36 protein-coding genes and 3 pseudogenes are annotated in these 26444 nt (G+C 49.9%); 9 read left to right on the top strand and 30 right to left on the bottom strand.

Features of this window, described 5'->3' with window-relative positions:
* Nucleotides 1-361: 361 nt before the first annotated feature.
* Nucleotides 362-514 carry a hypothetical protein gene (locus RS881_RS36230; protein ID WP_315815224.1) on the bottom strand — a complete coding sequence of 51 codons (153 nt, stop codon included), beginning with the start codon at nt 512-514 and terminating at the stop codon, nt 362-364.
* 48 nt (nt 515-562) lie between these two features.
* On the opposite strand from RS881_RS36230, the gene RS881_RS36225 reads away from it, so the two are divergent.
* From RS881_RS36225 to RS881_RS36215, 3 genes are all read left to right on the top strand, one after another.
* The gene (locus RS881_RS36225; protein ID WP_315815223.1) at nt 563-772 is read left to right on the top strand and encodes a hypothetical protein; all 210 of its coding nucleotides are present in this window, start codon (nt 563-565) and stop codon (nt 770-772) included.
* A 666-nt stretch (nt 773-1438) separates the two neighbouring features.
* A complete protein-coding gene (locus RS881_RS36220; RefSeq protein ID WP_315815222.1) occupies nt 1439-1603 on the top strand; it encodes a DUF1328 domain-containing protein in 165 nt (54 codons plus the stop codon).
* Nucleotides 1604-1775: 172 nt separating this feature from the next.
* Nucleotides 1776-1940, top strand: a complete 165-nt coding sequence (locus RS881_RS36215; protein WP_315815221.1) for a DUF1328 domain-containing protein — start codon at nt 1776-1778, stop codon at nt 1938-1940.
* A gap of 206 nt (nt 1941-2146) precedes the next feature.
* Here RS881_RS36215 and RS881_RS36210 read toward each other — a convergent pair whose 3' ends face one another.
* The 21 genes and pseudogenes from RS881_RS36210 to RS881_RS62375 all read right to left on the bottom strand — a co-directional run bounded on the left by RS881_RS36210 (nt 2147) and on the right by RS881_RS62375 (nt 14942).
* Complete coding sequence (locus tag RS881_RS36210; RefSeq protein WP_315815220.1) at nt 2147-2350, bottom strand: hypothetical protein; 204 nt, start codon at nt 2348-2350, stop codon at nt 2147-2149.
* The gene (locus RS881_RS36205; protein WP_315815219.1) at nt 2344-2784 is read right to left on the bottom strand and encodes an HAD-IC family P-type ATPase; all 441 of its coding nucleotides are present in this window, start codon (nt 2782-2784) and stop codon (nt 2344-2346) included. Before RS881_RS36205 ends, RS881_RS36210 begins: the two co-directional genes overlap by 7 nt.
* Entirely contained in the window at nt 2738-4327 is a 1590-nt protein-coding gene (locus RS881_RS36200) for a heavy metal translocating P-type ATPase (protein WP_315815218.1), read from the bottom strand. Before RS881_RS36200 ends, RS881_RS36205 begins: the two co-directional genes overlap by 47 nt.
* A 10-nt stretch (nt 4328-4337) precedes the next feature.
* Nucleotides 4338-4762 (bottom strand): annotated as a pseudogene (locus RS881_RS36195) (heme-binding domain-containing protein).
* 381 nt (nt 4763-5143) lie between these two features.
* Nucleotides 5144-5707 (bottom strand): efflux RND transporter periplasmic adaptor subunit, encoded by a 564-nt coding sequence (locus RS881_RS62385; RefSeq protein ID WP_484557600.1) that lies wholly within the window; start codon nt 5705-5707, stop codon nt 5144-5146.
* The gene (locus RS881_RS62380; RefSeq protein WP_484557599.1) at nt 5671-6228 is read right to left on the bottom strand and encodes a heavy metal-binding domain-containing protein; all 558 of its coding nucleotides are present in this window, start codon (nt 6226-6228) and stop codon (nt 5671-5673) included. The genes RS881_RS62385 and RS881_RS62380 overlap by 37 nt, the downstream gene beginning before the upstream one ends.
* Before the next feature lie 141 nt (nt 6229-6369).
* Entirely contained in the window at nt 6370-7581 is a 1212-nt protein-coding gene (locus tag RS881_RS36185; RefSeq protein WP_315815217.1) for an efflux RND transporter periplasmic adaptor subunit, read from the bottom strand.
* Nucleotides 7582-7662: 81 nt separating this feature from the next.
* On the bottom strand, nt 7663-7959 hold the full coding sequence (locus RS881_RS36180) for a hypothetical protein (RefSeq protein ID WP_315815216.1): 297 nt from the start codon (nt 7957-7959) through the stop codon (nt 7663-7665).
* A gap of 100 nt (nt 7960-8059) precedes the next feature.
* Nucleotides 8060-8812: a TolC family protein gene (locus RS881_RS36175; RefSeq protein WP_315815215.1), complete on the bottom strand. Its 753-nt coding sequence runs from the start codon at nt 8810-8812 to the stop codon at nt 8060-8062.
* Nucleotides 8796-9737: an efflux RND transporter permease subunit gene (locus RS881_RS36170; RefSeq protein WP_315824714.1), complete on the bottom strand. Its 942-nt coding sequence runs from the start codon at nt 9735-9737 to the stop codon at nt 8796-8798. Before RS881_RS36170 ends, RS881_RS36175 begins: the two co-directional genes overlap by 17 nt.
* Nucleotides 9695-9847, bottom strand: coding sequence for a hypothetical protein (locus RS881_RS36165; protein ID WP_315815214.1), 153 nt, complete (start codon nt 9845-9847; stop codon nt 9695-9697). The genes RS881_RS36170 and RS881_RS36165 overlap by 43 nt, the downstream gene beginning before the upstream one ends.
* Complete coding sequence (locus RS881_RS36160) at nt 9829-9960, bottom strand: hypothetical protein (protein WP_315815213.1); 132 nt, start codon at nt 9958-9960, stop codon at nt 9829-9831. The genes RS881_RS36165 and RS881_RS36160 overlap by 19 nt, the downstream gene beginning before the upstream one ends.
* Nucleotides 9930-11417 (bottom strand): annotated as a pseudogene (locus tag RS881_RS36155) (efflux RND transporter permease subunit). Before RS881_RS36155 ends, RS881_RS36160 begins: the two are co-directional and overlap by 31 nt.
* A 38-nt stretch (nt 11418-11455) precedes the next feature.
* Nucleotides 11456-11704: a hypothetical protein gene (locus tag RS881_RS36150; protein WP_315815212.1), complete on the bottom strand. Its 249-nt coding sequence runs from the start codon at nt 11702-11704 to the stop codon at nt 11456-11458.
* A 40-nt stretch (nt 11705-11744) separates the two neighbouring features.
* A complete protein-coding gene (locus RS881_RS36145) occupies nt 11745-12014 on the bottom strand; it encodes an efflux RND transporter permease subunit (RefSeq protein WP_315815211.1) in 270 nt (89 codons plus the stop codon).
* A gap of 170 nt (nt 12015-12184) precedes the next feature.
* Nucleotides 12185-12808, bottom strand: a complete 624-nt coding sequence (locus RS881_RS36140) for a DUF3347 domain-containing protein (protein WP_315815210.1) — start codon at nt 12806-12808, stop codon at nt 12185-12187.
* A 157-nt stretch (nt 12809-12965) separates the two neighbouring features.
* Nucleotides 12966-13340, bottom strand: a complete 375-nt coding sequence (locus tag RS881_RS36135) for a heavy-metal-associated domain-containing protein (RefSeq protein ID WP_315815209.1) — start codon at nt 13338-13340, stop codon at nt 12966-12968.
* Between the two features lie 28 nt (nt 13341-13368).
* A complete protein-coding gene (locus tag RS881_RS36130; RefSeq protein WP_315815208.1) occupies nt 13369-13623 on the bottom strand; it encodes a hypothetical protein in 255 nt (84 codons plus the stop codon).
* Nucleotides 13614-14267, bottom strand: a complete 654-nt coding sequence (locus tag RS881_RS36125; RefSeq protein WP_315815207.1) for a YncE family protein — start codon at nt 14265-14267, stop codon at nt 13614-13616. Before RS881_RS36125 ends, RS881_RS36130 begins: the two co-directional genes overlap by 10 nt.
* A 50-nt stretch (nt 14268-14317) precedes the next feature.
* Nucleotides 14318-14458, bottom strand: coding sequence for a hypothetical protein (locus RS881_RS36120; protein WP_315815206.1), 141 nt, complete (start codon nt 14456-14458; stop codon nt 14318-14320).
* Between the two features lie 119 nt (nt 14459-14577).
* Nucleotides 14578-14942 (bottom strand): annotated as a pseudogene (locus RS881_RS62375) (HYC_CC_PP family protein).
* Between the two features lie 524 nt (nt 14943-15466).
* On the opposite strand from RS881_RS62375, the gene RS881_RS36115 reads away from it, so the two are divergent.
* The 6 genes from RS881_RS36115 to RS881_RS36090 are packed head-to-tail and all read left to right on the top strand — an operon-like array spanning nt 15467 to nt 21877.
* Entirely contained in the window at nt 15467-15907 is a 441-nt protein-coding gene (locus tag RS881_RS36115; protein WP_315815205.1) for an alpha/beta hydrolase family protein, read from the top strand.
* A 49-nt stretch (nt 15908-15956) separates the two neighbouring features.
* On the top strand, nt 15957-16292 hold the full coding sequence (locus RS881_RS36110; RefSeq protein WP_315815204.1) for an alpha/beta hydrolase family protein: 336 nt from the start codon (nt 15957-15959) through the stop codon (nt 16290-16292).
* The gene (locus RS881_RS36105; RefSeq protein ID WP_315815203.1) at nt 16289-16462 is read left to right on the top strand and encodes a hypothetical protein; all 174 of its coding nucleotides are present in this window, start codon (nt 16289-16291) and stop codon (nt 16460-16462) included. Before RS881_RS36110 ends, RS881_RS36105 begins: the two co-directional genes overlap by 4 nt.
* Complete coding sequence (locus RS881_RS36100) at nt 16429-19449, top strand: fibronectin type III domain-containing protein (RefSeq protein WP_315815202.1); 3021 nt, start codon at nt 16429-16431, stop codon at nt 19447-19449. Before RS881_RS36105 ends, RS881_RS36100 begins: the two co-directional genes overlap by 34 nt.
* Nucleotides 19446-21128 carry a fibronectin type III domain-containing protein gene (locus tag RS881_RS36095; protein WP_315815201.1) on the top strand — a complete coding sequence of 561 codons (1683 nt, stop codon included), beginning with the start codon at nt 19446-19448 and terminating at the stop codon, nt 21126-21128. Before RS881_RS36100 ends, RS881_RS36095 begins: the two co-directional genes overlap by 4 nt.
* Complete coding sequence (locus tag RS881_RS36090; RefSeq protein WP_315815200.1) at nt 21125-21877, top strand: T9SS type A sorting domain-containing protein; 753 nt, start codon at nt 21125-21127, stop codon at nt 21875-21877. Before RS881_RS36095 ends, RS881_RS36090 begins: the two co-directional genes overlap by 4 nt.
* A gap of 254 nt (nt 21878-22131) precedes the next feature.
* On the opposite strand, the gene RS881_RS36085 is transcribed toward RS881_RS36090, so the two are convergent.
* The 8 genes from RS881_RS36085 to RS881_RS36050 all read right to left on the bottom strand — a co-directional run bounded on the left by RS881_RS36085 (nt 22132) and on the right by RS881_RS36050 (nt 26267).
* A complete protein-coding gene (locus RS881_RS36085) occupies nt 22132-22347 on the bottom strand; it encodes a heavy-metal-associated domain-containing protein (RefSeq protein WP_315815199.1) in 216 nt (71 codons plus the stop codon).
* Between the two features lie 169 nt (nt 22348-22516).
* The gene (locus RS881_RS36080; RefSeq protein WP_315815198.1) at nt 22517-23005 is read right to left on the bottom strand and encodes an HAD-IC family P-type ATPase; all 489 of its coding nucleotides are present in this window, start codon (nt 23003-23005) and stop codon (nt 22517-22519) included.
* Nucleotides 22954-23196 (bottom strand): hypothetical protein, encoded by a 243-nt coding sequence (locus RS881_RS36075; RefSeq protein ID WP_315815197.1) that lies wholly within the window; start codon nt 23194-23196, stop codon nt 22954-22956. The genes RS881_RS36080 and RS881_RS36075 overlap by 52 nt, the downstream gene beginning before the upstream one ends.
* Before the next feature lie 13 nt (nt 23197-23209).
* On the bottom strand, nt 23210-24073 hold the full coding sequence (locus RS881_RS36070) for an HAD-IC family P-type ATPase (RefSeq protein ID WP_315815196.1): 864 nt from the start codon (nt 24071-24073) through the stop codon (nt 23210-23212).
* Complete coding sequence (locus RS881_RS36065) at nt 23998-24789, bottom strand: cation transporter (protein WP_315815195.1); 792 nt, start codon at nt 24787-24789, stop codon at nt 23998-24000. Before RS881_RS36065 ends, RS881_RS36070 begins: the two co-directional genes overlap by 76 nt.
* A 244-nt stretch (nt 24790-25033) precedes the next feature.
* Complete coding sequence (locus RS881_RS36060; protein WP_315815194.1) at nt 25034-25291, bottom strand: helix-turn-helix domain-containing protein; 258 nt, start codon at nt 25289-25291, stop codon at nt 25034-25036.
* A gap of 50 nt (nt 25292-25341) precedes the next feature.
* On the bottom strand, nt 25342-25539 hold the full coding sequence (locus RS881_RS36055; protein WP_315815193.1) for a hypothetical protein: 198 nt from the start codon (nt 25537-25539) through the stop codon (nt 25342-25344).
* A gap of 269 nt (nt 25540-25808) precedes the next feature.
* Nucleotides 25809-26267 carry a hypothetical protein gene (locus RS881_RS36050; RefSeq protein ID WP_315815192.1) on the bottom strand — a complete coding sequence of 153 codons (459 nt, stop codon included), beginning with the start codon at nt 26265-26267 and terminating at the stop codon, nt 25809-25811.
* Nucleotides 26268-26444 lie beyond the last annotated feature (177 nt).

The following is a 26444-nucleotide window of genomic DNA, read 5'->3' as shown; positions in this document are numbered from 1 at the left end:
CTGGCAAAAACGATGAGGTGCGCCGGGCCAGGGTGCATTATGAGCGGGATGTTCATAAATCCTTTTTCAACCTTATCTGGAAATCTATATTTACGGGGGTGAAGGAAAGTGTGGGGATAGGGGAGTAGCATGCAGAATCCAGAATATAGAAGACAGTATGCGGAATATTGATTGGTTGAAAGGCTGATAGGTTGGAAAGGGAAAAGCAGGTGTTTTTTCCTTGTTAACTTTTCAACTTGTTAACCTATCAAGTTTACAGCTAATACCGCACACAAGTAGGACAAATATTCACTTCAGATAGCCCTTTATTCCTGATGAATACAGAATCGGTGAGGGTAAGGAGGAAGGCTTTTAAGGTTTGTTAATCATCGGCGGTGAGTGGCAGGCCGGTGCGGCCGGAAGGCTGTACCAGGCGGGGGTCTATATTATCAGTAGGCTGCACGTCGATGGCATAATGTTGCAATACGAAATCGAGGTTTTTGAAACGGCCATCGTGCATGTAAGGGGCTGTCAAGGCAATGTTTCTTAAGGAAGGTACTTTGAAGCGGTTTTTATCTCCAGGTTGTGCAGTTATGCCCATACGGCCATAATCGTCGCTATAAGTATACAAGCCAAATTAGGGCTGGCCATTCAAAACATCTTTGATAAACAATGGAAGGAAACGCAGTTTGATACAGAAAGCCGCTTGTTCAATGAAGCGGCACCGGTATCGGTCCATTTTTCACCCGGCACGCCTTTCTTTGCGAAGCTTAGTTTCACCTATAATTTTTAGTGCGGCAATCGGTAGTCGTGAATCGGCAATCGTTTGCTTCGAGACACAAGTACGCCAAGGCACAGTAGCTGGGCTGCATACGCGCCAGATGGGGGTATTCACTCACTCACCAGCGGCGATCGGGTGCCAGGTATCTCCACTTTCCTGATGAAGGAGAGCCGCTCTACAGCGCTGCACCGGCCAGCCTGCAGAGCGACCCACCTTTAAGAGGCAGCTTGCGCCAGGGGTGTGAAAGAATTCAGCATACAGCATACAGAACGGAACAGGGAGCACAAGTACGCCAGCGCCCAAGGCCGAGCCGCATACGCGCCAGGGGCTAAGAGGTGACACCTTTTCGTTTTCGTGGTAAGGGAAAGGTGTCACCTCTTTCCTGATGAAGGTGAGCCGCTCTACAGCGCTGCACCGGCCAGCCTGCAGAGCGACCCACCTTTCGCCAGGGGCAAACAAATAAAATTTGGATGACAGTTCCTTGCGCCGGGATAGGGGAAGAGGTGACACCTTTCGCTTGTTTCGTGAGCGAAAGGTGTCACCTCTATCATTTTGGGCTAATGGGGAATGGGGCAAAACGTGGAATAAATTACGCAGGAGTGGATTCAGGATCAAGCAATTACGAAAGGCATTGTTTTTAAACAGACCTTTGTAGAATAACAAACAAAATAAGTTGTTATGGTACGCTGGTCCATTGGGCTATTCATTGTAGCGCTGATTGCCGGATTGCTTGGATTTGGAGGCTTTGCCGCTGGTGTGGCGGCTATAGCCAGGGTGTTGTTCTTTATTTTCATGATAGGGTTTGTGGTATCACTGGTGGTGGGCAGTTTACGGGCACATTAGCGCAGGCGATGAATGGTTTCCTCCTATTTGCTGCTTTGAAAGGACTGCAATTCCTGAAGCAGGACTGCGAGAACAAGCACAAACTCGCAGGGAGAAGTATTTTATGTGATCGCGATATAGGAAACCGGTCTGATAGGAATTGACCGATTGTAAACAATTAAATCCTTTAGTTATGTTACGATGGACTGTCATTTTTTTAATAGTAGCCATTATAGCGGCTATATTGGGGTTTAGTGGTATTGCAGCCAGTGCTGCAGGCATTGCCAAGATCCTGTTTTTTATATTCATCGTGTTGTTCCTATTGTCACTGATATTGGGAAGAACTAAAACTCCCTAGCAGGGCCTCTTTTTCAACATTCGATCGTTATACCTGTATGGCGCAAACCAATCATCCCCTGAAAGGGTGGAGCAATTGGTTTGCGCCATGCTTTTTTATCCTTGCTCAACTGCTAAGAGAGGTAATAATCAATTATTGATTATTGGTTAGTGGGAAATGTTGATGCTTGACCTGGTCATTCACCAATGGCCTTGTTTACTTGATCTTCAAAAAAAAGAGGCATTGATCGCTACGACCACGGTGCTGATGCTCATGAGTACGGCACCGGCGGCGGGACTTAGGAGGATGCCCATCTTGTATAATACCCCGGCGGCCAGGGGCAGGGCTACAATATTGTAACCGGTGGCCCATACCAGGTTCTGTACCATCTTACGATAGGTGGCTTTACCAAACAATAAGAGGCTTACCACATCTTTCGGATTGAGTTGACCAATACAATGCCGGCGGTCTCCGCCGCCACATCGCTGCCCGATCCAACGGCAATGCCTACATCGGCCTGTGCCAGGGCAGGGGCATCATTCACCCCATCGCCGGTCATGGCTACAAACTCACCCTGCTGCTGCAATTCTTTGATCTTCTCCAGTTTTTGATGGGGCAGTACTTCTGCAAAATAGTTATCCATATTGAGTTCCCTGGCTACAGCAGCAGCTACCTGCCTGTTGTCGCCGGTGAGTAATACGGATTTGATCTTGTGCTCGTGCAAGGTGGCAATTGCTTCGGCTGATTCGGGACGGAGGGTGTCGGACAAAGCAATGAATCCTGCCAATTGATCATCGATCAATACAAATACAATGGTCTTATCGGCACTGTCGGTAAAGGCGGCAGGCAGGGGTATCTTTTTCATCGAGATAACCGGGACTTACGACTTTGATATCGTGGCCATCTACAGTAGCTTCAATGCCTTTGCCGGTAAGGGCGGTAAAGTTTTGTACAGGCAGGATGGTGATGGCCTGTTCTTTTGCTTTTTGGAGTATGCCGGTAGCAATGGGGTGCTCTGAGTTTTGTTCCAGGGCAGCGGCATATTTCAGTAGTTCTTTTTCAGACAAATTGGGCAGGAGGGATTGGATGGTGGACACTTCAAATTTGCCCACAGTAAGGGTGCCGGTCTTGTCAAATACAAGGGTGGTTATTTTCCGGGCATTCTCAAAGGCGGTCCTGTTCTTGATAAGCAGGCCATGTTGGGCTGATAAGGCAGTGGATTTGGCTACTACGAGGGGTACGGCCAGTCCCAATGCGTGTGGACAGCAAATGACGATAACGGTTACCATGCGTTCAATAGAGAAGGCGAGGTCTTTGCCAGCCAGGTACCAGGCCAGGAAGGTGGCGATACCGGCCAGGATGGCAATGAGGGTGAGCCAACGGGCTGCTTTGTCGGCCAGGAGTTGTGTATTGGATCTTGATCGCTGGGCATCCTGTACAAGTTGGATGACCTGGGAGAGGTAAGAGTACTGGGCGGCATGGGATACGGTAATTTGGATAGCGCCATTGCCATTGATGGAACCGGCAATGACCTTGTCGCCTTTCTTTTTCTCCACGGGTTTGGACTCGCCGGTGAGCATGGATTCATTGAGGTAGGTGTCGCCCTGGGTAATGATGCCATCGGCAGGTACTTTTTCGCCGGGCTTGATGAGTACGGTATCTTTTTCCCGGAGGGAAGCTGTTTTTACTTCCGTAACCTGGTTGTTTTGTACGAGGTGGGCTTCATCGGGCATGAGTTGGATGAGTAGTTCCAGCTCGCGGGAAGCGCCGGCTACAGACTTCATTTCGATCCAATGGCCTAAGAGCATGATGAGGATGAGGGTGGCCAACTCCCAAAAGAAATCCATGCCTTGCAGGCCCACTACGGTGGCTACGCTGTATATATAGGCCACGGTGATGGCAAAGCCGATGAGGGTCATCATGCCAGGATTCCAGTGGCGCATTTCCTGGTACCAGCCTTTGAGGAAGGGCCAGCCGCCATAGAAGAATACAAAGGACGACAAGGCGAGTAATAGATACGCGTCGCCGGTGAAACGGAGCCGGATGCCCAACCAATGCTGGATCATTTGCGACAAGAGCATGATGGGAATGGTGAGCAGGAGCACGATGTAGAACCGTTTTTTAAAATCGTCGATCATCATGGCATGGTGATCATGGCCAGCATGGCCCATGGGTGGATTGGCATCATGACGCTGGTGTGAAGAAGTGGCTGGTGGATGTTGGTGGCCGGCATGGTCGTGGTGTTGGGCAGCTTGTTGGTGCTGATGGGCACTTTGGGGTTCCTTTTTTACAGGGCCGGTTACCGGCACGAGGTCCATGCCACAGATAGGGCATTTGCCGGGAGCAGGTTGTACCACTTCGGGATGCATGGGGCAGGTGTACTGTTGGTGCTGATGTTGGTGTTCCATGATAGTTGATTTACTGTTTTTGTTCAAGTAAAGTGACTGTTGTATTGGCCCAGTTGATGATGAGTTGTTGTTGTGCTTTGTTGATGCCGGCGCCGGTATGGATAAGGGTATAGGAAGAAAGGGGCATGGCGCCTTCCCGTACCTGGGAGGCAATAGACTCCAGTTTGCTGATCTGCTTTTTGGGGCTATAGTTTAAGAACTCATCAAAGTTCAATTCCTTTTTCCGTCAACAATATGGTTGTTCATGTACCAGGCCAGGGGTTGTATATTGGTATACCAGGGGTAATGGGTACGGTTGCTGTGGCAATCGTAACAAGCGGTCTTTAACAGGGCGTTGACGGTGTCGGACAGGGGCAGGCCATTTTGTATACGGGCTGGCTGGGGAGCGGTGCTGTTGTTTTTCAAAGGTCGGGGAAATAATTGTAACCCGGCCATGATGATGACCAGTACAATTAGTATCCTCCAGGTGCGACGGGCGAAAGGTTTCATGTTGTAATTTTCAATCAATGTCATTTACTATTACTGTCACCTTGTCGAAGGTTGTCGAAGCTGCCTTTTACGAGCCCCTTTAGGGGCTCACGCTTTGTAGAAAACGTAAAGAAGGTGTTTTGTGCGCTGTAGGCGCACCACCGAGGTTCGTCGCCTACGGCGCCGGGTCGAATTCGCAACATGTTGCTACAAAGCGGTGACCCCTAAAGGGGCCCAAAAAACCAACCCTGCGCAAGTATGCAGCCAATCCACTGTGCGTTGGCGTACCTTGTGCCCATTCTTCGTAAAATTTTCAATATTCAATGGTCGATTTTCAATGTTCAATACTTAATGATTATGGCCAGCCATAGGATCAGCGCCTTTCTTCAAAATGTATTCGCTGTACAGGAGATAGGCGCCGGTAACGACTACTTTATCACCTGCCGCTACACCTTCGGTAATTTCGACCAGGGTAAAATCTTCCTCACCTGTTTTCACCATAACGGGTTTAAACTTGCCTTTGGCGGTTTCTATCCACACATGGGCGCCCCGGCCATCTCTGATCACGGCATCTACGGGCAGGGTCAATACACCGGCCCTGCTGGTTATGGGCAGCAATACATTGGCTTGTAATCCCGGTTGCCATTGGGCATTGGGATTGGGGATGCTGCCCCGGAGTTGGGTAAGCTGGGTACCATTTTGATAGGCCGGATTGATGAATTGTACCGTCATACGGTAGGTATTGTTCTCCCAGCCTGGAATAACTACTTGCAACAATTGTCCCACTTTAATGCTGGCGGCCTCGGCGGGATAGAGATCGGCTTCCACCCAGATGTTTTGATAGGCTTCCAGGCGCATGATGGCGCCACCTTCGGCTACATACTGGCCTTCGGTAACGGAGAGCTCGGCCACGGTGCCGCTGGCATTGGCGGGATAGGTGATATAGGGAGATATTTTTCGGATTGTTGTAGCTGGTTTAGTTGTGCAGGTGTTTGATCGTACAACAATAGTTTTTGACGGGCGGCCTGTTCAATTTGCCGGAACTTTTCATTGTCGGGAAATTGTTTTACCTGTGCTACGGCCAGCAGGAATTCCTGTTGCAGGGTAGCCAGTTGTTCGGAATAGATCTTATAGAGGGGCTGGCCCTTGCTGACCTTCACGCCGGTTTCTTTTACATAGAGGGTTTCTATGCGGCCAGCCACGCGGCTGGATAGGATACTGGTTTGCTGGGGATCGGTCACCAGGCGGCCATTCAATTGCTTGAAGTTGGACAAGGCATTGGCGCCAATGATGGTAGTGGTGATATTGGCCAGGGCGATCTGGCTTTCGCTGAGTTCCAGGAAGGCATCTTTGTTGTTCTTATCAAAAGGCACCAGGTCCATACCACATATAGGGCAGGTGCCTGGTTTGGTTTGTACCACCTGTGGGTGCATGGGACAGGTATAGGTTTTTGCGGCTCATTACTGGTTGCGGCCGCTTGTTTTTTGTCTTTGGCGTTGCAGGCCACCAGGAACAAGGAGGGCGCGAGGGAAGCCAGGGCAACGGTGCGCAGGAATTGCTTTCTTTCCATAATCTTATTGTTGTGGGCTGTTACTGGTTTTAATAAAGCTCTCGCTATCGACGAGGTAAGCGGCATTGGCCGCTATTTGCCAGCCGGTAATATCGGTGCTTACTTGTATCATGCTGGCCACGGCGGCGGTAATATTAATTTCCACGGGGGTAAATACATTGTTTGATTTCCTGAACAGGATGTACTTATTGCCCAGGCGGGTAACGGCTTGTGCGGGCAGCCAGAAACCACCTTCGTATTCCACAGGCAGGGAGGCGGTGAGCAATTGCCCGGGCCTGAAGGCGCTCTTGTTGAGGTATACCCTGGCCAGGGTAAAGTTCTGTCCGTTCCTGAAAAGAGGTTCAATGAGGCCAATATGACCGGTAATGGTATTGTTCTTGTCGTTGGGCGAATAAAAGGTGAGTGCCTGTCCGCGTTTAAGCCGCGCCGCTAGTTGTGGGGTGAGTGAGAACTCCGCCACCAGGCTATTGGGTTGGTAAATGGTAAATACGGGCTGACCGGCAGCTACATACTGGCCTTCGCGCAGGAGTACGGGTGTGGAGGTGGGAGCGGCGAGGGCCGGTGCTGTTGCGGCAGATTGATCGCCCATAGCACCCATGCCATCACCTGCAGCAGTGGGGGCCATGGCGGTTGCTGCAGGAGCGGTTGCTGCGGCGGCCGCTTGTTCCAGGATATAACCACTGGCATTGCTGAATACGGGTACGCGGTAAATGACCTGTCCCGTTTTCAATACTTGTTCTATTTGTGCAGGCTGCATGCCCAGCAGGAGGAGGCGTTGTTTGGCTTTGGACAGCAAACCATCGGTATCATCCTGCCTGGCAACAAAGAGCAATTCTCTTTGGGCGGCGGCCAGGTCGGGGGAATAGATCTCCATGATGAGCTGGCCTTTCTTAACAGGCTGGTAATTGTATTTGACCAGGAGGCGTTCTATCCTTCCTGCTACCCGGCTGGCAATGCTGGTTTGATTGCGGGTATCATAGGCCATCACACCATTCAGTTCCATGGTATAGGTACGGGTGCCTTTTTTAGAACTGATGACGGGAATGGCGGCAATGACCTGTGCATTGACGGGTTGGGTCAGGGCTTTGAGGGCGGTATCGAGCTGCACCTGGTCATGACCGGCATGGACCTTAGGAGGTGTTTTCTGCTGGCAGGAAGCGGCCACAAGGACCACTGTTAAAACGGCTGCTGTACTAGCGATATAATTCTTTCTCATAGTCCACTATCATTTCGTAAAGTTTCAATCTTTCATCTTGTACGTTCAGTTGCATCATGGTGAGTGCTTCCCAGGCATCGATCACCACGGGCAGGGCTGTTTTGTTTTCCTGGTAGGAAAGAAAACTGGCATCCATGGTTTTTGCAGGGAAGGGATGATCCTGGTTTCCATGGCGGTAATGCGTTGTTGCATGGACCTGATCTCGTATTGCATGCCATAGAGCATACCCTGTGTTTCCTGCAGCATGGCGGCCCTTTCTTTTTCCATAGCCTGTATCTCGTATTTCATGCCTTTGATGCCCGACTTGTACATTTTAGACGACCAGGGAGCAATGGGAATACTGATCATACCCATAACGCTAAAGGCATTGGGCATCATGGCATCGAGGGGTACATATGGTCGAAGCGGATGCGGAAATCGGGTTGCTTGTCCTTCTTCATGCTCTCGATGTTGAGTTGCATGGAGCGGATGGATTGGTTCATTTTAAATACATCCTTTCGTACGGTGGCCAGCATGGCGGTATCGTGGGAGGGGCGGCTATAAACACGGGCTGTACAGTGGTATCGGGTTCAAAGAGGGCGTTACCTGGGGCATTCATGAGGCTGTTGAGCCAGGCCCTGGCTTTGGCAATGGTGCCTTCCTGCATACGCATCATGTTCCTGTTGTCTTCGATCTTTGCATCGGCCTTGTATACATTGCCCAGTTGTGACTGGTTGTAAGGATAACGCACTTCCTCGATCTTCTTCATCATGATCATGATCTGCTCGTTCTGCTGCAATACACGGATGCGTTCGCGGGCAATGAGCCAGTTGTAATACAAACGCCTGGCCTGAGCTTTGAAATCGTTGAGGGTAATATCGCGGGTGGCCTTTTCTACATTGGCCTGTGAGGCGATATAGTTCTTCTTCGCTTTCAGCTTGGCGGTATTGGGAATGTCCTGTTCGATCTGGAGCATGAGGCTGCCGCGGTCTTTGGCATCCATGATCATTTGTCCGGGGTAGGGCGTCATAAAGGTACCTACACCCACCATGGGGGCCATCCAGGCGGTGGCGGCATCGGCGCTGTATTGATAGGATTGTGCTTTGAGGCCATAGGATTGCAGCAGCACATTGTTTTGATCAATGCGGCTTAGAATGGTATCCAATGGCAATATGGGTGCCTGCTGTGCTATTGCAAACAAGGGGGCTATGGCCAGTGCCAGGTAGGTTATTTTCTTAATGATTTGTTTCATGTATCTCCAGTTTTCCGTATTTACGCAATTCATATTCTTTACTCATGAGGAAGATCAGGGGAGTGACGAGTAAGATGTGGATGGAGGAGGTCAATACGCCACCAATCATGGGCAGAACAATAGGTTTCATTACATCGGTACCTACGCCGGTGGCCCATAGTACGGGCACGAGGCCAAAGAGGGATACGCAAACGGTCATGAGTTTGGGCCGCAAGCGCTTGGCTGCGCCGTGGATCACATACTGGCGCAGGTCTTCCCGGGTGATGGTTTCCCTTGAGTTGCCTTTTAGTTTTACGAGTTGGTTCATGGCATCGTTGAGGTAGATGACCATAACAATACCTGTTTCTACGGCAATGCCGAATAAGGCAATGAACCCTACGGCCACGGCTACGGACAGGTTAACACCATAGAACCAGATGATGTAAGCGCCGCCGATAAGGGCGAAGGGTACGGTAATGAGGCTCAGGAATGCTTCGCGCAGGGAATGGAAGGCGAAGTACAAAGAGAAAAAGATGATGACGAGTACAATGGGGGCTATCCACAGCAGGGTTTGCTGGCCGCGGATGAGGTTTTCATACTGGCCGCTCCATTCGAGGTAATAGCCTTGGGGGAGTACACCATTGGCCTGGTTCATTTTATCAATCGCTTCTTTTACGGTGCTGCCCAGGTCACGATCGCGCACATTGAACAATACGGCGCCGCGCAGCATGGCATTTTCGGAGGTGATCATCGGTGGGCCATCCTGGAATGCGATATCAGCTACGGCTGAGAGGGGCACTTCGCCAAAGTTGGGTGAAGTGAGGGGTATGCGTTTGATGCGCTCCACACTGTTGCGGTACTCCTGTGCCAGCCTTACGCTGATGGAGAAGCGCTGGCGGCCTTCTACGGTATTGCCAATGGAAGCGCCGCCGAGGGTCGATTCGATGGTTTGGTTAATATCGTTGATGGTGAGGCCATAGCGGGCCAGGTCGGCACGGCGGGGGCAATGGCCAGGTATTTACCGCCGGTGATGGGCTCTACGTAGAGATCGGCCACGCCGGGGTGCCTTCGAGTACCTTCTTCACTTTTTCTGATACGGCGGCCAGGGTATCGAGGTTTTGTCCATATACTTTTACGCCTACATCGGTACGGATACCGGTGGAGAGCATGTTGATGCGGTTGATGATGGGCTGGGTCCAACCATTGACCACGCCGGGTATCTGGAGTTTGGCATCCAGCTCATTGATAATGTCTTTTTGGTGAGGCCTTTGCGCCATGCTGCGGCGGGCTTGAGCATGATGATGGTTTCGATCATGCTGATGGGTGAGTTGTCGGTAGCGGTGCTGGCGCGGCCAGCCTTGCCCAATACTTTGTCAACCTCGGGTACGGATTTGATGAGCTTGTCCTGCACCTGTAAAATGCGTTTGGCCTCGGCATTGGATACATCGGGCAGGGTAATGGGCATGAAGAGGATGGATTGCTCATCGAGTGGAGGCATGAATTCGGTACCCAGGGAACGCAGGAGTGGAATAGTAAGGAGGAGGGCAATGATGTTGATGGCCAATGTGGTCTTGCGCCATTTCAATACCAGTTTTATAATGGGGGTGTATATTTTTCCAGCAGCCTGTTGACAGGATTGGCATTATCGGGCCTGAACTTGCCTTTCAGGAAAAAAAGAGATGAGTACAGGAGCCAGGGTAATGACCAGCAGGGCATCGGCGATCATAATAAAGGTCTTGGTCCAGGCCAGTGGGTGGAACAGTTTCCCTTCCTGCCCGGTTAGCATGAATACGGGTAGGAAAGAGGTAATGATGATCACGGTGGCAAAAATACGCCACGTGACACCTGCTTGCTGGATTGCTCTATGACTTTCAGCCTTTCTTCCTCTGTGATCCAGGGGCTTGTTTTGTTTTCTTTCTAAACCATTTCATAATTAAACGGGTTGATTATTTTGCTTAAGCCAGGTGGCATACCGTTCGGACAAATGCTTGTAGGCATTTTCGCTCATGATGATCCCATTATCGACAATCACGCCAATGGCCAAAGCAATACCTGTAAGTGACATGATATTGGAAGAGATGCCAAAGGCATTGAGTAATATAAAGCTGGTGGCCAGGGTAATGGGTATCTGAATAATGATGCTCAGTGCGCTGCGCCAGTGGAAAAGGAATATGATGACAACGAGTGATACAACGATCATTTCTTCGATGAGGGTACGTTTGATGGAATCAATGGATTCGTTGATGAGTTTACCCCGGTCGTACACGATGTCGAACTTCACTTTATCGGGCAGGCCCCTGGCCACTTCCTGCATTTTGGCTTTTACTTTTTCGATCACGGCGGCGGCGTTCTCTCCATAGCGCATGACCACAATGCCGCCTACGCGTTCACCCTCACCATCCTGGTCGAAAATACCGAGCCTGGTTTCACCGGTCATTTGTACAGCGGCTACATCGGCCACGCGGATGGGGATGGAGTTTTGTGTTTTAATGGGAATATTTTGTATCTCTTCAATGGATTGTAGGTAGCCGGAGGTTTTGATGATGTAACCAATATCGCTTAGCTCGAACTTCCTGCCGCCGGACTCATTGTTGTTGGCGCGGATAGCATTGATCACTTCGGCCACGGATAAGCGGTAATAGAGTAGTTTATTGGGATCGAGGGTTACCTGGTATTGTTTTTGAAACCGCCAAAGGAAGCGATCTCGCTTACGCCTTCCACATTTTGGAGGGCAAACTTAATGTACCAATCCTGCAGGGCACGTTGCTCGCCCAGGTCGACGGTAGGGGCATCGAGGGTATACCACAGGATATGGCCCACACCGGTGCCATCGGGGCCCAATTGGGGGTAACGCCGGTAGGCAGGGTACTGGTAACGGTACTTAATCGTTCCAATACTCTTTCGCGCGCCCAATAGATATCTACATCATCATTAAAGATGACATAAATGAAACTCATGCCAAACATGGAGCTCCCCGCACGTATTTGATACGGGGCATGCCCTGCAAACTGGTAACGAGGGGATAGGTTACCTGGTCCTCCATGAGCTGGGGACTGCGCCCCATCCATTCGGTAAATACGATGACCTGGTTTTCGGACAGATCGGGGATGGCATCAATGGGATTCTTCTTAACAGAGAAGAAACCCCATACGAATAACCCGGCAGATAAAACCAGTACAATAAACCTGTTCTTCAAACTCCATTCTATAATGCGGTGTACCATGTGTAGTTTCTTTGTGTTGCTGTGAGCGTACAGCTAGGAGCTGTGAGCTTCGAGCGAAAGGCAATTGAATCATTTTCGATGCAAATGGTTCGACGCAAAAGGCTCGAAGCTCATAGCTCGCCGCTCGCAGCTGGTTTTCAAAGCGCGCGGCTCCTGGCTCACAGCTTATTTTATTTGATGGCTTCCTGTACCTCGCCGCAGGTAAGCATTTCTTTTCCGAAATAGGGATTTTTAACGGCTGCGGCAGTGCTTATCCAATAAGCGCCTTTGTTGTCGAAAGCCATGGGGCAAAATGTTTTGTATACAGGCTTACCAGCGCCAAAACCTATGATGAGTTCATACACATCCTTGCTCATCTTTTCAAAATGCTCGCGTTGGTGTTTGATGGCGCCGGTGCTTTTGCCAATGTGCTCGGCATGCTCGCGGAGGTCTTCTTCATTCTTTTCATAGAGTGCTTTTTGATCGGCGGGCATGGCGGCCTTGTTCACCCTGGCCATCGCATCCACCAGGGCTACACCACCATTGCCGGCTTCATTGGCATCATCATTGGTGAGGGCAAATTCGATGTGGAAATAATGTTGCCATACTTCCTGCAGGCTGGCGCTGATGGCAGGATCTACCTGGGTAAAGGTGGGGGTAATGGTGGTTAGGTTTTCGGGCACAGCAGCAGCGGCTGGAGCAGCGGAATCTTTCTTTGCTTCATGGCCTTCATGGGCGGAGCCAGCTTCGTTGTTGCCACAGGCTGCCAGGAATAGCGTACCGATCGTGAATGTGCTTACAAGAATACGTTTCATACTGAATGATTTTATTTGGTGGTTGTGAAGAAGTCCGGAAGTCGGAAAGTCCGGAAGTCCGGAAGAAAAACAGTTTTAGGTCAGGGTGAGCCGCCCTTAGAGGGTGAGCCGCCACTTGGAGGGCGACCTACGCTTGGAGACGCAGTCTGACAATTGATTAGTGTTTATGGCCTGAATGGTCATCCTGTTTGGCTGCCTTCTTACGGTCATAAAGACAGCAACCGGGTAGTTTGTCGTATACCTGGGCATCGGCAGAAAACTTGTCGGTGTCATGACCAACGGCTGCAATCTTTTTCTGAATGGCCTCATTGGTGATCCTGGCGGGATCGTAGGTAACGGTCATCATTTTGGTGGCTACATTCCACTCGGCCCTGGCAATGCCTTCGGCAGCGAGTGACTTTTCAATTCTTTTCTTGCACATGCCGCAATTGCCATACACTTTAAAGGAATCGGTCTGGTTGGATTGTGCCAACAAACTGGAAGAGCTCAGGAGTCCAAACAGGACGGCCAGGAGAAAAACTGACTTTTTCATTTGTTTAGTTTTAGATTAAAAGGAAACATTATTGCTTAATGGTAATGCCATTGGGTTTTTTGCCTACAGTGATGTCTTTGATCCTGGTATGGCTGCCCACATCAATAACCGATACGCTGGCAGCCATTTGGTTGGTAACGTAGGCGGTATTGCCATCGGCTGTAAATGCGGTAGCATGGGCGCCGGCGCCTGCCGCGAATGCACCTGCATGAACCCATTGGCTGGTAGCCACATTCCATGACCAATAATGGACTTTGGCATTATCGGGATCGGTTACCCACAATTCTTTTTAGCGGCATTGTGGGCAGCGCTGCCGGGCATGAAGCCCAGGTTAATGGTTTGCACCACAGTATTGCTGGTGATGTCGATCACGCTGATGGTTTGCCCTTCTTCATTGTCCACATACATTTTACCATCGTATCCTATCCAGGCGGCTACGGGATCGGCACCTACGGGGATGGTGGCCATCACGGCTTTGGTAGCAGGGTTAATAACAGATAAGGTATTATCACCGCCATTGGCTACATAGGCCTTGGCGCCATCGGGTGAGAAGGTTACTTCGGCCGGCTGCTTGCCTACGGCGATGGTATTTTTAAGTGCGTAGGTGGTGGCATCGTATACCAATACTTTACCGCTGTTTTCCATTTGAGAGGTCCATATTTCGCTGCCATCGGGTGAGTAGGTGGCATTGTGGTTCATAGCCGGGACTTCGAGCTCTTTGGTAATGGTGCCTTTAACGGCATCGAGCAGGAGGATCTTTCCTTTCATACCTGCCATACCACCGGCATGACCTGCGCTCAAGTCCATACCGGGTACGCCTACGGCCAAATGATGAGCCCCGTTGGTATTGTGGTAATATACATGGTGGGGCCACATAGGCATGGACATGGACCCGCCTTCGCTCATTAATGGTATGGTATCGCTCACCGTATTGGTGGCGAGGTTGATAACAGAAATAGAATTGCTTTCGCCATTGACTACGTAAGCGGCAGGATAGTTGATGTTTTTGCTGGCATTTCCATATCATTCATTTTATGTTGACGACAGGAGATTAGGGCCATGGCAGTAGTGATGAGCAGGGCAGCCGGAATGGCCACACGGCGTATAGTGATAGTCATAAAACCAAAAGATTTAAGTCTTGGAGAAATAGGTACTAGTAAAGTGTAGGCGCCGGGCAATATGGGCTATAGCATAGCCATTATGATGGTATTGGAAGGCCCGGTTACAGGAGGAAAGATCAGATGCGGAAACTGCTGTTCAAAATAAACAGGTGGACTTTGCTACTTCGGGGAGGTGCATGTGCTGGGGGCAATGTTTGCTCTACAGCCAGTGGCAGCACCTGGGGTAATTCCAGGTAATTAACTAGAGTAGCGGTAGAAGTAAAGGCTACCAATTTGAAACTGCCGGCTTCGGCTGTTTTTTGGTCCTGGGCGGCCTGGAGTGTTTTGTGTTTGTCCTCGCAACATTTTTTGTTGCAGGTGTTGACTTTCTTTTGGATTCACAGTTGGCGCATTTATTGACTTTCCCGTGCCACAGGCCCATTTCCACCAACTGACCCATGCAGAAATGCATGTGAAGGGTAGCTCCGGAAGAAGTGCCCATGTAGAGAATTGCTAATATGCTAACTATGAATTTCTTCATTGGTATTACAAAAGTAGTGAATATCTACTAATGGGTGTTATAAAATTTTGAGGATGATTTATATTTTAATGGGGAGGTTCATTTAATAGGTTGATGGTGCCGAAAGCTGCCGTGAGGGAGTGGAGGAGTGGGAAAGGCAGTATTTAAGGTAAAACTGGAGGAAAAGCCATTGATCGATTTGATTTTCAGATATCACGATTAAATATATTACTAGGATACTAACATGATATTAACAAAAGATCATTAGCTTTGCCTTCTCCAATAAGCCTCCTTCCATATATCCATTGGATTTAGTTATCACCCTCAATTAATCTTAAGTAAAACCACGCTGTCACCTTTGCCTGCATTCCTGATGTAGCCACTTCAGGGCTTATATCCTTATGCATAACCGCCTGTGAGGTATCTAAAAACTGAATTAACGTTTTAAACCTTAGCGCAATATGAAGCGAATATTACTTCTAACAGTAACAAGTATGTTATTTTGTGTGGCCATGCTGCAAGCACAAAATGTGTTCGATCCTGCAGATACGCTTGTCCGGTGGAATGGCTCCACGCCATTGGGTTCTGTTACCAATCCCAATCCCGGCCAGCCCGGCATGCAAAAATGGGTAAGTGTGGCCTCCAGCGGTATTAGTACCGGTTTTGGCAGCTGGGATGTTACTTCCTACAAGGCCTATTATATTAATGCCGGTGGCATACAGATGAGCTTCCGGTTGAAGTTTCCCAAAAGCTTCAGCAATCCCGACAGCATCAATAAGAAATACCCGCTACTGCTATTCTTCCATGGTTTGGGCGCTTCCGGCTGTCCTGCCAATGGGGGCATTTACAACAATGAAAGGCAGCTGGTATATGGTGGTCAGCAGTTCAAGGACCGTGTGGATAAGGGGACTTTGATGGATTTGTGTTTTTCCGCAGGTGAACAATAACAGTTGTTCATACAGCTGGGGAATACCCTATTCAAATTATGCCAATCTTTTGAACAAGGTGATGGACTCACTGGCAAAGCATGTGCGTATGGATATTGACCGGGTGCTTGTAGCGGGTGTATCTGAAGGTGGTTCCGCTGCCTGGGGAATGATTACTGATCATGCGAAAATGGTGGCTGGCGGTGCTCCTTCGGCTGCGGCTACGGGTAGTACCAATTTTGGTGCTTTTGTACACGTGCCCACCTGGTTTGCTACGGGTGGTAAGGATACCAGGCCCAGCCCAACGATCGCGCAGGGTGTTTATGTGAATTTGAAAAATATAGGAGGAGATGTCAAATATACCCTGTATCCCGATCAGGGTCACAGTGTTTGGTATGCGCATTGAGTGAACCCGGTTTCAAGGAGTTCATGAATACGGCGCATAAGGCCAATCCACTTATTTTCTTCCAACGCAATGAGTTTTGTCCCGATTCTGTTATCAATGTAAAGCTGGGTATTACCCCGGGTTTTGTAGCTTATGAGTGGAAAAGGGGGAGACGACCATCGCTTCTATGAGCAATGAGGTTACAACGGTCCATGATCCGGGTGTTATCATCAATTATGCTGCTGGTGGTAATGAAATTACGGTGAAGGCGTTGGGTACTTATAGTGTCCGCTTCAAGCGTACTGCTTCCGGCCCCTGGTCGGTCTGGTCGCCAAGGCCGGCGGTGATCAGTTCCAAACCGGTGACGCAAACACCGCTGCCGCAGGTGAATGGGCTGAAGAGTAAGGTATTGCCTGCTCCTGATGGCAGCACTACGGTACCGCTGATGTTACCGGCTGGTTATGTTTCTTACCAATGGCTGCAGGGCGCTACGGTGGTAGGTAACCAGGCTGCTTATGCGGCGGCGGCTGGTAATTATACAGCCAGGGTGGTGGAACAATATGGTTGTGGCGCTTTGCCTTCACCGGTATTTACGGTGGTGAATGCCAATGGCCTTCCCAAACCCGAGCCGGCCAAAAACCTTGCTGCGGCTGCACTGTCGCTAACCAGCATCCAACTGGATTGGAGTGATAACCCCAATGCGGGTGAAAATGAGACGGGCTTTGAGGTCTACCGCAGCCTGACGCCCGGCGGTCCTTACCAACTGGTAGCGATCACACCGCCCAATACGATCACGTATACCAATACGGGGCTGACAACGAATACGCAATACTATTATATCGTGCGGGCGGTAGGCGCTTCGGGTGCTGCTGCCTTGAGCAATGAAGCCGGTGTCAAAACGGCTGTAGACAATACAGGTCCTACAGCCCCTTCCAACTTGCAATTGCTGAGTACTTTCACCAATTATGCCAACGTTTCGTGGGCAGCTTCTACTGATGAGGTAGGGGTGGGTAAGTATGATATCTTCATCAATGGCTCCAAAACCTATACGACTACGCAAACCAATTTCACGATTGCTAACCTCGACAGTGGCCAGGTTTATTCGGTGTACGTGAAAGCACGTGATGCAGCAGGCAATTATTCATCGCCCAGCAATCAGCTCATCATTTCTACCAAGCTGAGTGTAAATGGCCTCTCTTACAGGTATTATGAAGGAACCTGGACCAGCCTGCCCGATCTCAACGCGCTTACGCCTGTCAAGACGGGCACTACGGCCAATATTGATCTGACTCCCAGGAATCGCAACGACAATTTTGGGTTCCTATGGCAAGGGTATATCAATGTACCTGTTACCGCCAATTATATATTCGAGGTATGTTCGGATGATGGCAGTCGCTTGTTCATTGATCAGCCTTATGGCTTTGCGCGAACGCCTTCGATCAATAACGATAATATGCATGGCAATACGTGCAAGTCGTCGGGCAGTATGCTGCTTACGGCGGGCATGCACTCTATTGCCCTGGCTTATTTTGAAGCGACCAGCGGGCAATCGGTGACGCTGAACTGGCAGAACGATGCCGGCTTGACCAAGCAGGCAGTACCTGATTCTGTACTTAAATCTGCCGAGCAGGTGGCTCCCTCCCTGGCGGCACCTACCAACCTGGTAGCTACGGGTATTGCTCACAACAAGATCCAGCTTACCTGGGTGGATAACAGTACCAATGAATCGGGCTTTGAGCTCCAACGCTCCACCAGTGCTGCCGGTGTTTATTCGCAGGTGGCTACGGTAACCGGTAATACGTATACTGATTCCGGCCTACTGGCCAATACGCAATATTTCTATAAGGTACGGGCTGTTGGTCTAACCGATGAGTCGGTATACATACAATCATCCGGCACCACGCTGGTCACGCCAGCGGCCCCGGCTGCTCCCTCGGCCCTGACGGCATTGGCTGCTTCGGCCACTACGGTGAACCTGACCTGGCACGACAATGCCAGTGATGAGACGGGTTTTGAGATACTGCGGTCTACTACGAACAACGGTAATTACCGGGTGGTGGCGATATTACCAGCCGGGGCTACTGCTTTCAGGGATACGACGTTGTTTGCGAATGTGACTTTCTATTATAAGCTAAGGGCTACGGGTGTGGCTACTCCTTCCGCTTTCAGCAATGAGGTTGCTGTGGTAATGCCCAATACAGCTCCTTCTTTTGCTTATATAAATGACTTTACGATCAGGTACAATACAACGCATACTTTAACGGTAGTGGCCAATGATCCCGATGGTGATCCTTTGACATTTACGGTGGGTACGCTGCCGCAGTTTGTGTATGCACAAGGCGCTACTGCCAATAGTATCGATATCGTATCGGTTCCTTCAATAGCCGATCAGGGTGCTTATGCTATTACAGTATATGTGGAAGATGCGTTTGGTGGAAAAGACACGATCATCTATAATATGGAGGCCAACAGCAATAACCTGCCTGTGATCGACCCCATTGCCAATGTGCTGATGAATGAAGGTGACACGCGTAGTATTGCGCTGGTGGCCAATGACGATGACGACAATGGTACGCTGGTGTGGAGGGCCGTTGCAATACCCTCCTTTGCTACGTTTGTAGACAGTGGCAATGGCCGTGCTTCGCTGAAGCTGGCTCCCAATCTTGTGCAGGGTGGTTCTTACCAGGTGACGCTGAAAGTCGAAGACGGCTTTGGCGGTTCGGCGACCAGGACATTCAATGTGACGGTAGCGGAGCATGATCCTACTGAAAAGATCCAGGTCAATATGAAGTATTTTACAGCCGGTGGTGCTGGCTGGAATGATGTGGATACCTACAATGGGGGCGTATTCAATGTTGCCAACCTGAAGAATACGAAGGGGGCTACAACTACGGCGGGTATTAACCTGGTGAGTGGCATTTACAATGGCACAGACCGTGGCGTACAGGGCGGCGGCGTATTCCCCAACACGGTAATGAAGGATGGCATCTTTTGGGGTTATTGGTGGCAGACTGGTTCTACGGATACTTTGCGCCTGCGGGTATATGGATTGGACGTGGCCAAGAAATACAATTTTGTATTCATGGGCAGCAATAACAATACAACCTGGGGAACTCCGGCTACGGCCGTTACCACTTATAAGATCGGTAATGAAACGGCGGTGATCCCCTTTATATGAATGCCAATATTACGGATACGATCTACCAGGTGCAGCCCGCGGCCAATGGCGAAGTACTCATCACGATGATCGGAGACGCAGCCAACGGCATCGGTGGGGTGCTGAATGCACTGGTGCTGGATGCACAGTACGATGATGGTACCAAGCCGGTGAAGCCTACCAACCTGGAGGCAGAACCGATAGCTGGCACCGGTGTGAAGCTAACCTGGACTGATCAGGCTTACAACGAGTATTATTATAATGTATACCGTGCCGCTACACAGGCGGGTCCTTATACCCTGCTGGGTACGCTGGAGGCGGGTACAACGGCTTATACCGATCAAACGGTATCGCCTTTCACGCAATACCATTATTATGTAGTGAGCGCCAACAATTATGGTGGGGGTGTTTCCAGCGACACGGTGGGGGTAATATCGGCCAATAATAAACCGGTGATTGCCGGCCTGGTGAGCAGCCTGGCGGTGAAGACGGATGCCAGTGTACAGGATGACTTTACGGTAACCGATACACCGGGTGATGTGGTAACGGTTACGCTGGTGAATAACCCGGCTTATGTGAGCCTGCAATCGCTGGGTGGCAATAGCTACCGCCTGATCGCCGCTCCTTCTGTGAGCGACCTGGGCAGTACGGCCTTTACGGTGAAAGCGGTGGATGATAAAGGCGGCGAGGTAACTGTGGAGTTGACGCTCTCCGTGAGCGATAAGAATACCCGCTCGGTATACCTCAATTTTGGCAATTTTGGTGATAATGCTCCTGCGCCCTGGAACAATATGATCGGCTATGGCAATGCCGGTACCACGCTCAATAACCTGAAGGATGAGAACAATGCGGTTACGCCCTTTGGGTTCCAACTGGTGGGCGGATGGCAGGGTGTTTCGATCCTCGGTCATCAAACAGGCAACAACACCGGTGTGTTCCCCGATGTGGTGTTGAAGAGTGGATTGTGGGACAACAAGACGGAAACGCGGCAGGTGCGGTTTACCGGTTTGGACGATAGCAAAATGTACAACGTGGTGATCGTTGGTTCGCAGAATGAAGGTCTGGATGGCAGCGCCCGTTATGCTGCCGGCAGCACGAGCGATACGCTCAATGCCCGTTACAATACGCACCAAACGGGTAACCTGAACAACCTGACACCGGTGAGTGGCGTGATCAATATCGACATGACGAAGCTGTCGGGTGCAACTTACCAGTTCCTGACGGCTGTGCAGCTGGAAGAGTTTACGCCAGGTACCAACCTGAATCCGGTAAACCTGTATGTAGAGCCCTGGGACCGTAATTCAGCTATCCTGAGCTGGAGTGATCGCAACAGCAATGAAGATGCTGTGGACGGTTTCCAATTGCAACATGCTACCACCTCAGACTTCTCGAGTGCTGTGGGTGTTGACCTGGCAGCGAATACGACTACCTATAAGAGCACCGGCCTGACCCCCAATACCAAGTACTGGTATCGGGTGCGCAGCAAGATCGGTGGTGTATATACGGAATGGAGCAATGTGGGTAAAACGATCACACCTGCTTCTATTACTTATGTGAACTTTAATATTGCTACGGAGTACAATGCTGCCTCGCCCTGGTTCAACCTGGAGGCTTTGCCCGATCAGCATTTCGTGTTCGAGAACCTGCCCAACCAGGCTAATCAGCCGACCGGGCTGACGCTCAGCATCGAAAAACGATGAATGGTGATAATAACTTTGGGGTGATCACGGGCAGCAATTCGGGTATAGCTCCCGACGTGGTATTGCAATCGAACTACTGGATCGATAATACGCAGTTGGCCCAAATGAAGCTGACGGGCCTTAACCAGGCCAAGCGTTACCGGATCGGGTTCCTGGGCAGTATGAGTACCAATGGATGGAGTGCTGGTAATTATACCTGTACTTATACGATCAATGGCCGCACGGTGTACCTGAACTCCTGGATGAATTCGACCAAGATCGTTTACATCGGTGATGTGCAGGCTGATGCAAATGGTGAGTTATTGCTCGACTTCTCCACCACTAAGGAAGCGGCGTATGGTTTCAGCGCCGGCCTGGTGATAGCGTCTTATGATGATGCACCCGAAGGAGGCACGGTGCTGAACCGCAGCAACAAGCAGCCAATTACGCGGACTAGCAGTGTGGCCGGCGAAACAGCCCGGGCAAACACCAGCCCCATCACGGGCGGCAGGGTGTACCCCAATCCGTTCATCGACCAGATCAACCTGGATTTCAACAATACTGCCGCTGATAATCATGTGAGCGTGGATGTGTATGACCTAAGTGGTAAGCTGGTATTCAGAAAAGGGTTTGGCAAACTGGCCGCCGGATACCGTACGCTGCGGGTGGCTACGGGCCATGCGAACCTGCCTACAGGTATTTACCTGGTTACGCTGAATGTAAACGGTAAACCGGTACAGGTAAATAAAATGATAAAGACAAAGCAGTAGGGATTAGAAAATTGATCAATTAGAAAATTAGCCGATTAGCGATCAGCAATGAAAATAAAAATCCGGGAGGGCTCGTGCCTCCCGGATTTTTTACTTTACAATGCCGTTCATTACTAACCGCTAATGCCTAATTCAATGTCGTTTACTTAAGAAATGAATGTCAGGCTGAGCCTGTCGAAGCCTTTTAATGTGATTAAGCTCCTTAGTAAACCCTTCGACAGGCTCAGGGTGACAACTAAAGTAAATACACATACCTAGTTCTTAATTGCTTCCGCTTTAAATCCTGCCTTTTCAACTGCTTCGCGTATGATGGCTTCGTCACCTGTTTCGGATGATACGGTGAGTACTTTATCGGCCGACTGAAGATCTACCTTCCAGTTTTGCTCACCTGCTGCCTGGTTCAATCCGGGTGTTACGGTTGCTAAACATCCTGAACATTTGATATTCGTTTTAAATTGTACTGTTTTCATCGTTATAATTTTTTGTTGTTAATGTTGATTGGTGTTGTAAAATTAGGATCGATATCCCGGGTTGTTGTTACATTATTACGGTGCCTTTGTATATAATTGTTTGGAGAGAATTCAGAATACAGAAGAAATACAGGGCCGGCAGTCGGCATGCCTCGATGCCTTGGTGCCTTTACAACTTCGCGGCTTTCAGCCTCAGGCTATTGGCTACTACGCTGACGGAGCTCAGGGCCATGGCGGCACCGGCAATCATAGGATCGAGCAGGAAACCATTAAAGGGGTACAATACGCCGGCCGCAATGGGAATACCTATTATATTGTAAATAAAGGCCCAGAAGAGGTTTTGGCGGATGGTCTTCACGGTTTTGCGCGACAGCAGCAGGGCTTTGGGAATGCTGTTGAGGTCAGAACTGATAAGCGTCATCCGTGCTACGTCCATCGCAATATCGGCGCCCTTGCCCATTGCTATGCTGATATCGGCCTGTGCCAGGGCATGTGAATCATTGATACCATCACCCACCATGGCTACTACTTTACCAGCTTGCTGTAATTCCTGCACAAAGGCAGCTTTACCAGCAGGCATTACTTCGGCCTTAAAGGAACGGATACCTACCTGACGTGCCACGGCTTCGGCGGTATGTTGGTTGTCGCCGGTAAGCATGTGCACTTCAATACCCTTTGCTGCAAGGTTTCGATGGCTGTTTTAGAGCTTTGTTTTATTTTATCGGCAATGGCCATGAGGGCTAGTAATTGGTTATTGGCAGCAAACCAGATCACGGTTTTGGCATCTTCCTGCAAGCTGGCGGCTTTGGCCAACAGATCGGGGCTGATGGACACCTGGTATTGCAACATCAACTTTTATTACCTACCAGGTAGGTGATGCCCTGTTGCACACCTTTGATGCCCATGCCGGTGATGCTTTCCACAGCTTGAAAGGTGATGTTCTTTTCAACGGGTTGTATATGTTGTACCACGGCCTGGGCCAGGGGTGTTCGGATTGTTGTTCGAGTGCATATAAAATATCCTGGTGTTGTGCTAACTGCTGTGGCTGGTTGTTCCAGACCAGGTCGGTAACGAGTGGTTTGCCTTCGGTAATGGTGCCTGTTTTATCGAGGATCACGGCATTTACCTGGTGGGCCAGTTCCAGGCTTTCGGCATCTTTAATGAGGATATTGTTTTCGGCGCCTTTTCCAACACCCACCATGATGGCGGTAGGTGTAGCGAGGCCAAGGGCACAAGGACATGCAATGACCAATACGGTTACAGATGTAAGTAAGGCGTGGGTAAAGGCATTGTCGCCGCCCAGGAGCATCCAACTGATAAAAGTAAGGATAGCGATACCAATGACCACCGGTACAAAGATGCCGGCAATTTTATCGACCAGCTTTTGTACGGGGGCCTTGCTACCCTGTGCTTCCTGCACCATTTTAATGATCTGCGCCAGGAGGGTATCGGCGCCTACCTTGGCTGCCCGAAACTGGAAGCTGCCTTTTTGGTTGATGGTGCCGGCATATACAAAGTCACCATTGTTCTTGGCTACGGGTACGGGCTCGCCGGTGATCATGCTTTCATCTACATAAGATTGGCCGGAAACGAGGTAACCATCCACCGGGATCTTTTCACCGGGCTTTACCAGCAGGCGGTCGTCTATTTTTACCTGTGCCACGGGCACTTCGGTAATATCGCCATTGGAGGTAACGAGGAATACCGTCTTGGGTTGAAGGCCCATGAGTTTTTGATGGCGGAAGAGGTATTGGACTTGGCTTTTTCTTCCAAAAGTTTACCTAAGGAAATAAATGCTATCACCACGGCAGCAGCTTCAAAGTAGACGTGTGGATGAAGGCCGCGCTGGTGCCAGAAAGCAGGATAAATAGTATTGAAGGCGCTGAACAACCAGGCGATGCCGGTACTTAGGGCTACCAGGGTATCCATATTGGCTTTGCGGTGGGTAGCTTGTTTCCAGGCATTGATGAAGAAGTTGCGGCCAAAATAAAATACCACGGGGGTAGCCAGGGCCATCATGATCCAGTTGCCATAAGGCATATCCATAAAGAACATACCAATAACTACAATGGGCAGGGACAGGATGGATGCCCAGATGGTGCGTTGTTTTACCTGGCGGTAATGATTGCGCTGTGCTTCTTCTTTGATTGCTTCCTGGTTGTCTTTATCGATCAGTAGATCATACCCAATGGAGCGTACAGTAGCCTGTAATTGGGCGGTGGTAACGCGTGCGGGCTCATATTCGACCCAGGCGGTTTGGTTGGCGAAGTTGACGCCGGCATCGGCCACACCGGGTACTGATTTGAGCATGGACTCGACGCTGATGGCGCAAGCGGCGCAGGTCATATCGAGTACGGGATAGGTTTCTTTTATAGTAGGGCGGCCGGTAGTAGTGGCGGCTGTTGTTGTGCGTTTTGTGGGAATGGCTGTTGCTGTTGACATAGTCCGATCATTTTTGTAAAGGTAGGACCGGTCAACAGGGGTGTTGTTACAGGATTATAGCCGATATGTATATAATTATGGGGGATTAGAATACAGAATACAGGAGACAGCATACAGAAGAATACAGGGGGCGCTTAGTTATTGGAAACTAATCATTATTGGCGTATCCAAAGCTTCTGAATTCTGTATTCTGTCTCCTGTATTCTCTCCTACACTTTATCCAAAGGCTTGCGTTTGTTTTCTTTTAGCTGTTTGAAATGGGAGGGGTGAGGCCGGTGATCTTTTTGAATTGTTGGGACAGGTGTTGTACGCTGCTGTAACCGAGTTGATCGGCAATTTGTCCCAGACTCAACTGATCGTACATTAACAGTTCTTTGGCTTTTTCCACGCGCTGGAGGATGGCATATTTTTCAATGGTAATACCTTCTACAGAAGAAAAGAGGGTTGTGAGGTAATGGTAATCCATCTGGAGTTTTTCTTCGAGGAGGACGGACAATTTCATGGGCGCTGCCTCATTGGTTGCATGATGAATGAGGTGGATGATGGTATTCTTTATTTTTTCGACGGTGGTGCTTTTTTATTGTCGAGCACTTCAAAGCCCAGGGCCTGGAGGTTGGTTTGCAGGGATTGCAGTTTGCCGGCGGCAGGTGTGCCGGTCAGTTCCACTTCGCCCAATTGGATATGGCTATGGGTAAGGCCGAGTTGATCCAACTGTTGCTGTACCACGAGGATGCAGCGATCGCACACCATATTTTTAATGAAGAGTTGCATAATGGGTGCAAAGGTACGAAATGCAGGAGACAGGAGAAGGAATACGAATACGGCCTATACCATACAGAAGAAATGCAAAGGAAGGGATGAATCGCTGATTACGCGGAAAGGATTTCGTGGATCAGGCAGCCAATTGAGGGGTGGCGGCTTTAGGAGTTTGGCCTGCATTTTACGCCGGTGTTCTTCCTGTTCTTTATAGCGGCCTTTGAGGCGTTGTTCTTCGAACCATTGGAGTTGCTTTTCGCGGGCTATGCGTTTGCGCTCCTTTCCAGGAGTTCGGCGGTATTGTCATAACTGCTTTTCCAATGGTTGCGGCCAATGAGGCGGCGATAGCGGCAACGTTTGGGATTGCTGTCGCGGTGTTTGAGCCGGGTTTTATAGTCCTTCGGTCTTTTGACGGGTTGTTGTTTGCGGCCTGTCTCGAGCTTAATGCCGGTAGCTTGCTGGTAGAGTACCCAATACTCTACATAGGTCTTCCAAAGGTAATCATAGGCTTCCTGTGGCGTAGCTTCCTGGTTGAGCATGTTGATGGCTTCACCGGTGAAGTCGCGGTACATCCAGAACTGCCGCCAGTGGAGGGGCAGGTCGCTGTAAATAGAGGAAGCAATTTTGGAAGCTACGGCCAACCGGTTGGCATAGAACCTGGTTTTGGCAAAGGCGGGGTGTTTGAGCACCTTCTCGCGGGTAAGGCGGCTTTTCTTGCGCACAAAGTAGCGGCCTCCATCTTGTAGAAGGTGAGGTTGTCCCAAGGTACATTCAAGAAATATAGGTCCCATTACTTTGGCCATAACTGATTGGATTGCTTAATAAATTTACAGCCTATTTTTGAATGCTGGGATATAGGTGACCAAAATGGCTAAAATGGCCGCAAATGGCCGGTTTTG

Source organism: Paraflavitalea speifideaquila (assembly GCF_032395985.1).
GTDB lineage: Bacteria > Bacteroidota > Bacteroidia > Chitinophagales > Chitinophagaceae > Paraflavitalea > Paraflavitalea speifideaquila.
This window is presented reverse-complemented; position numbering and strand designations above follow the sequence as displayed.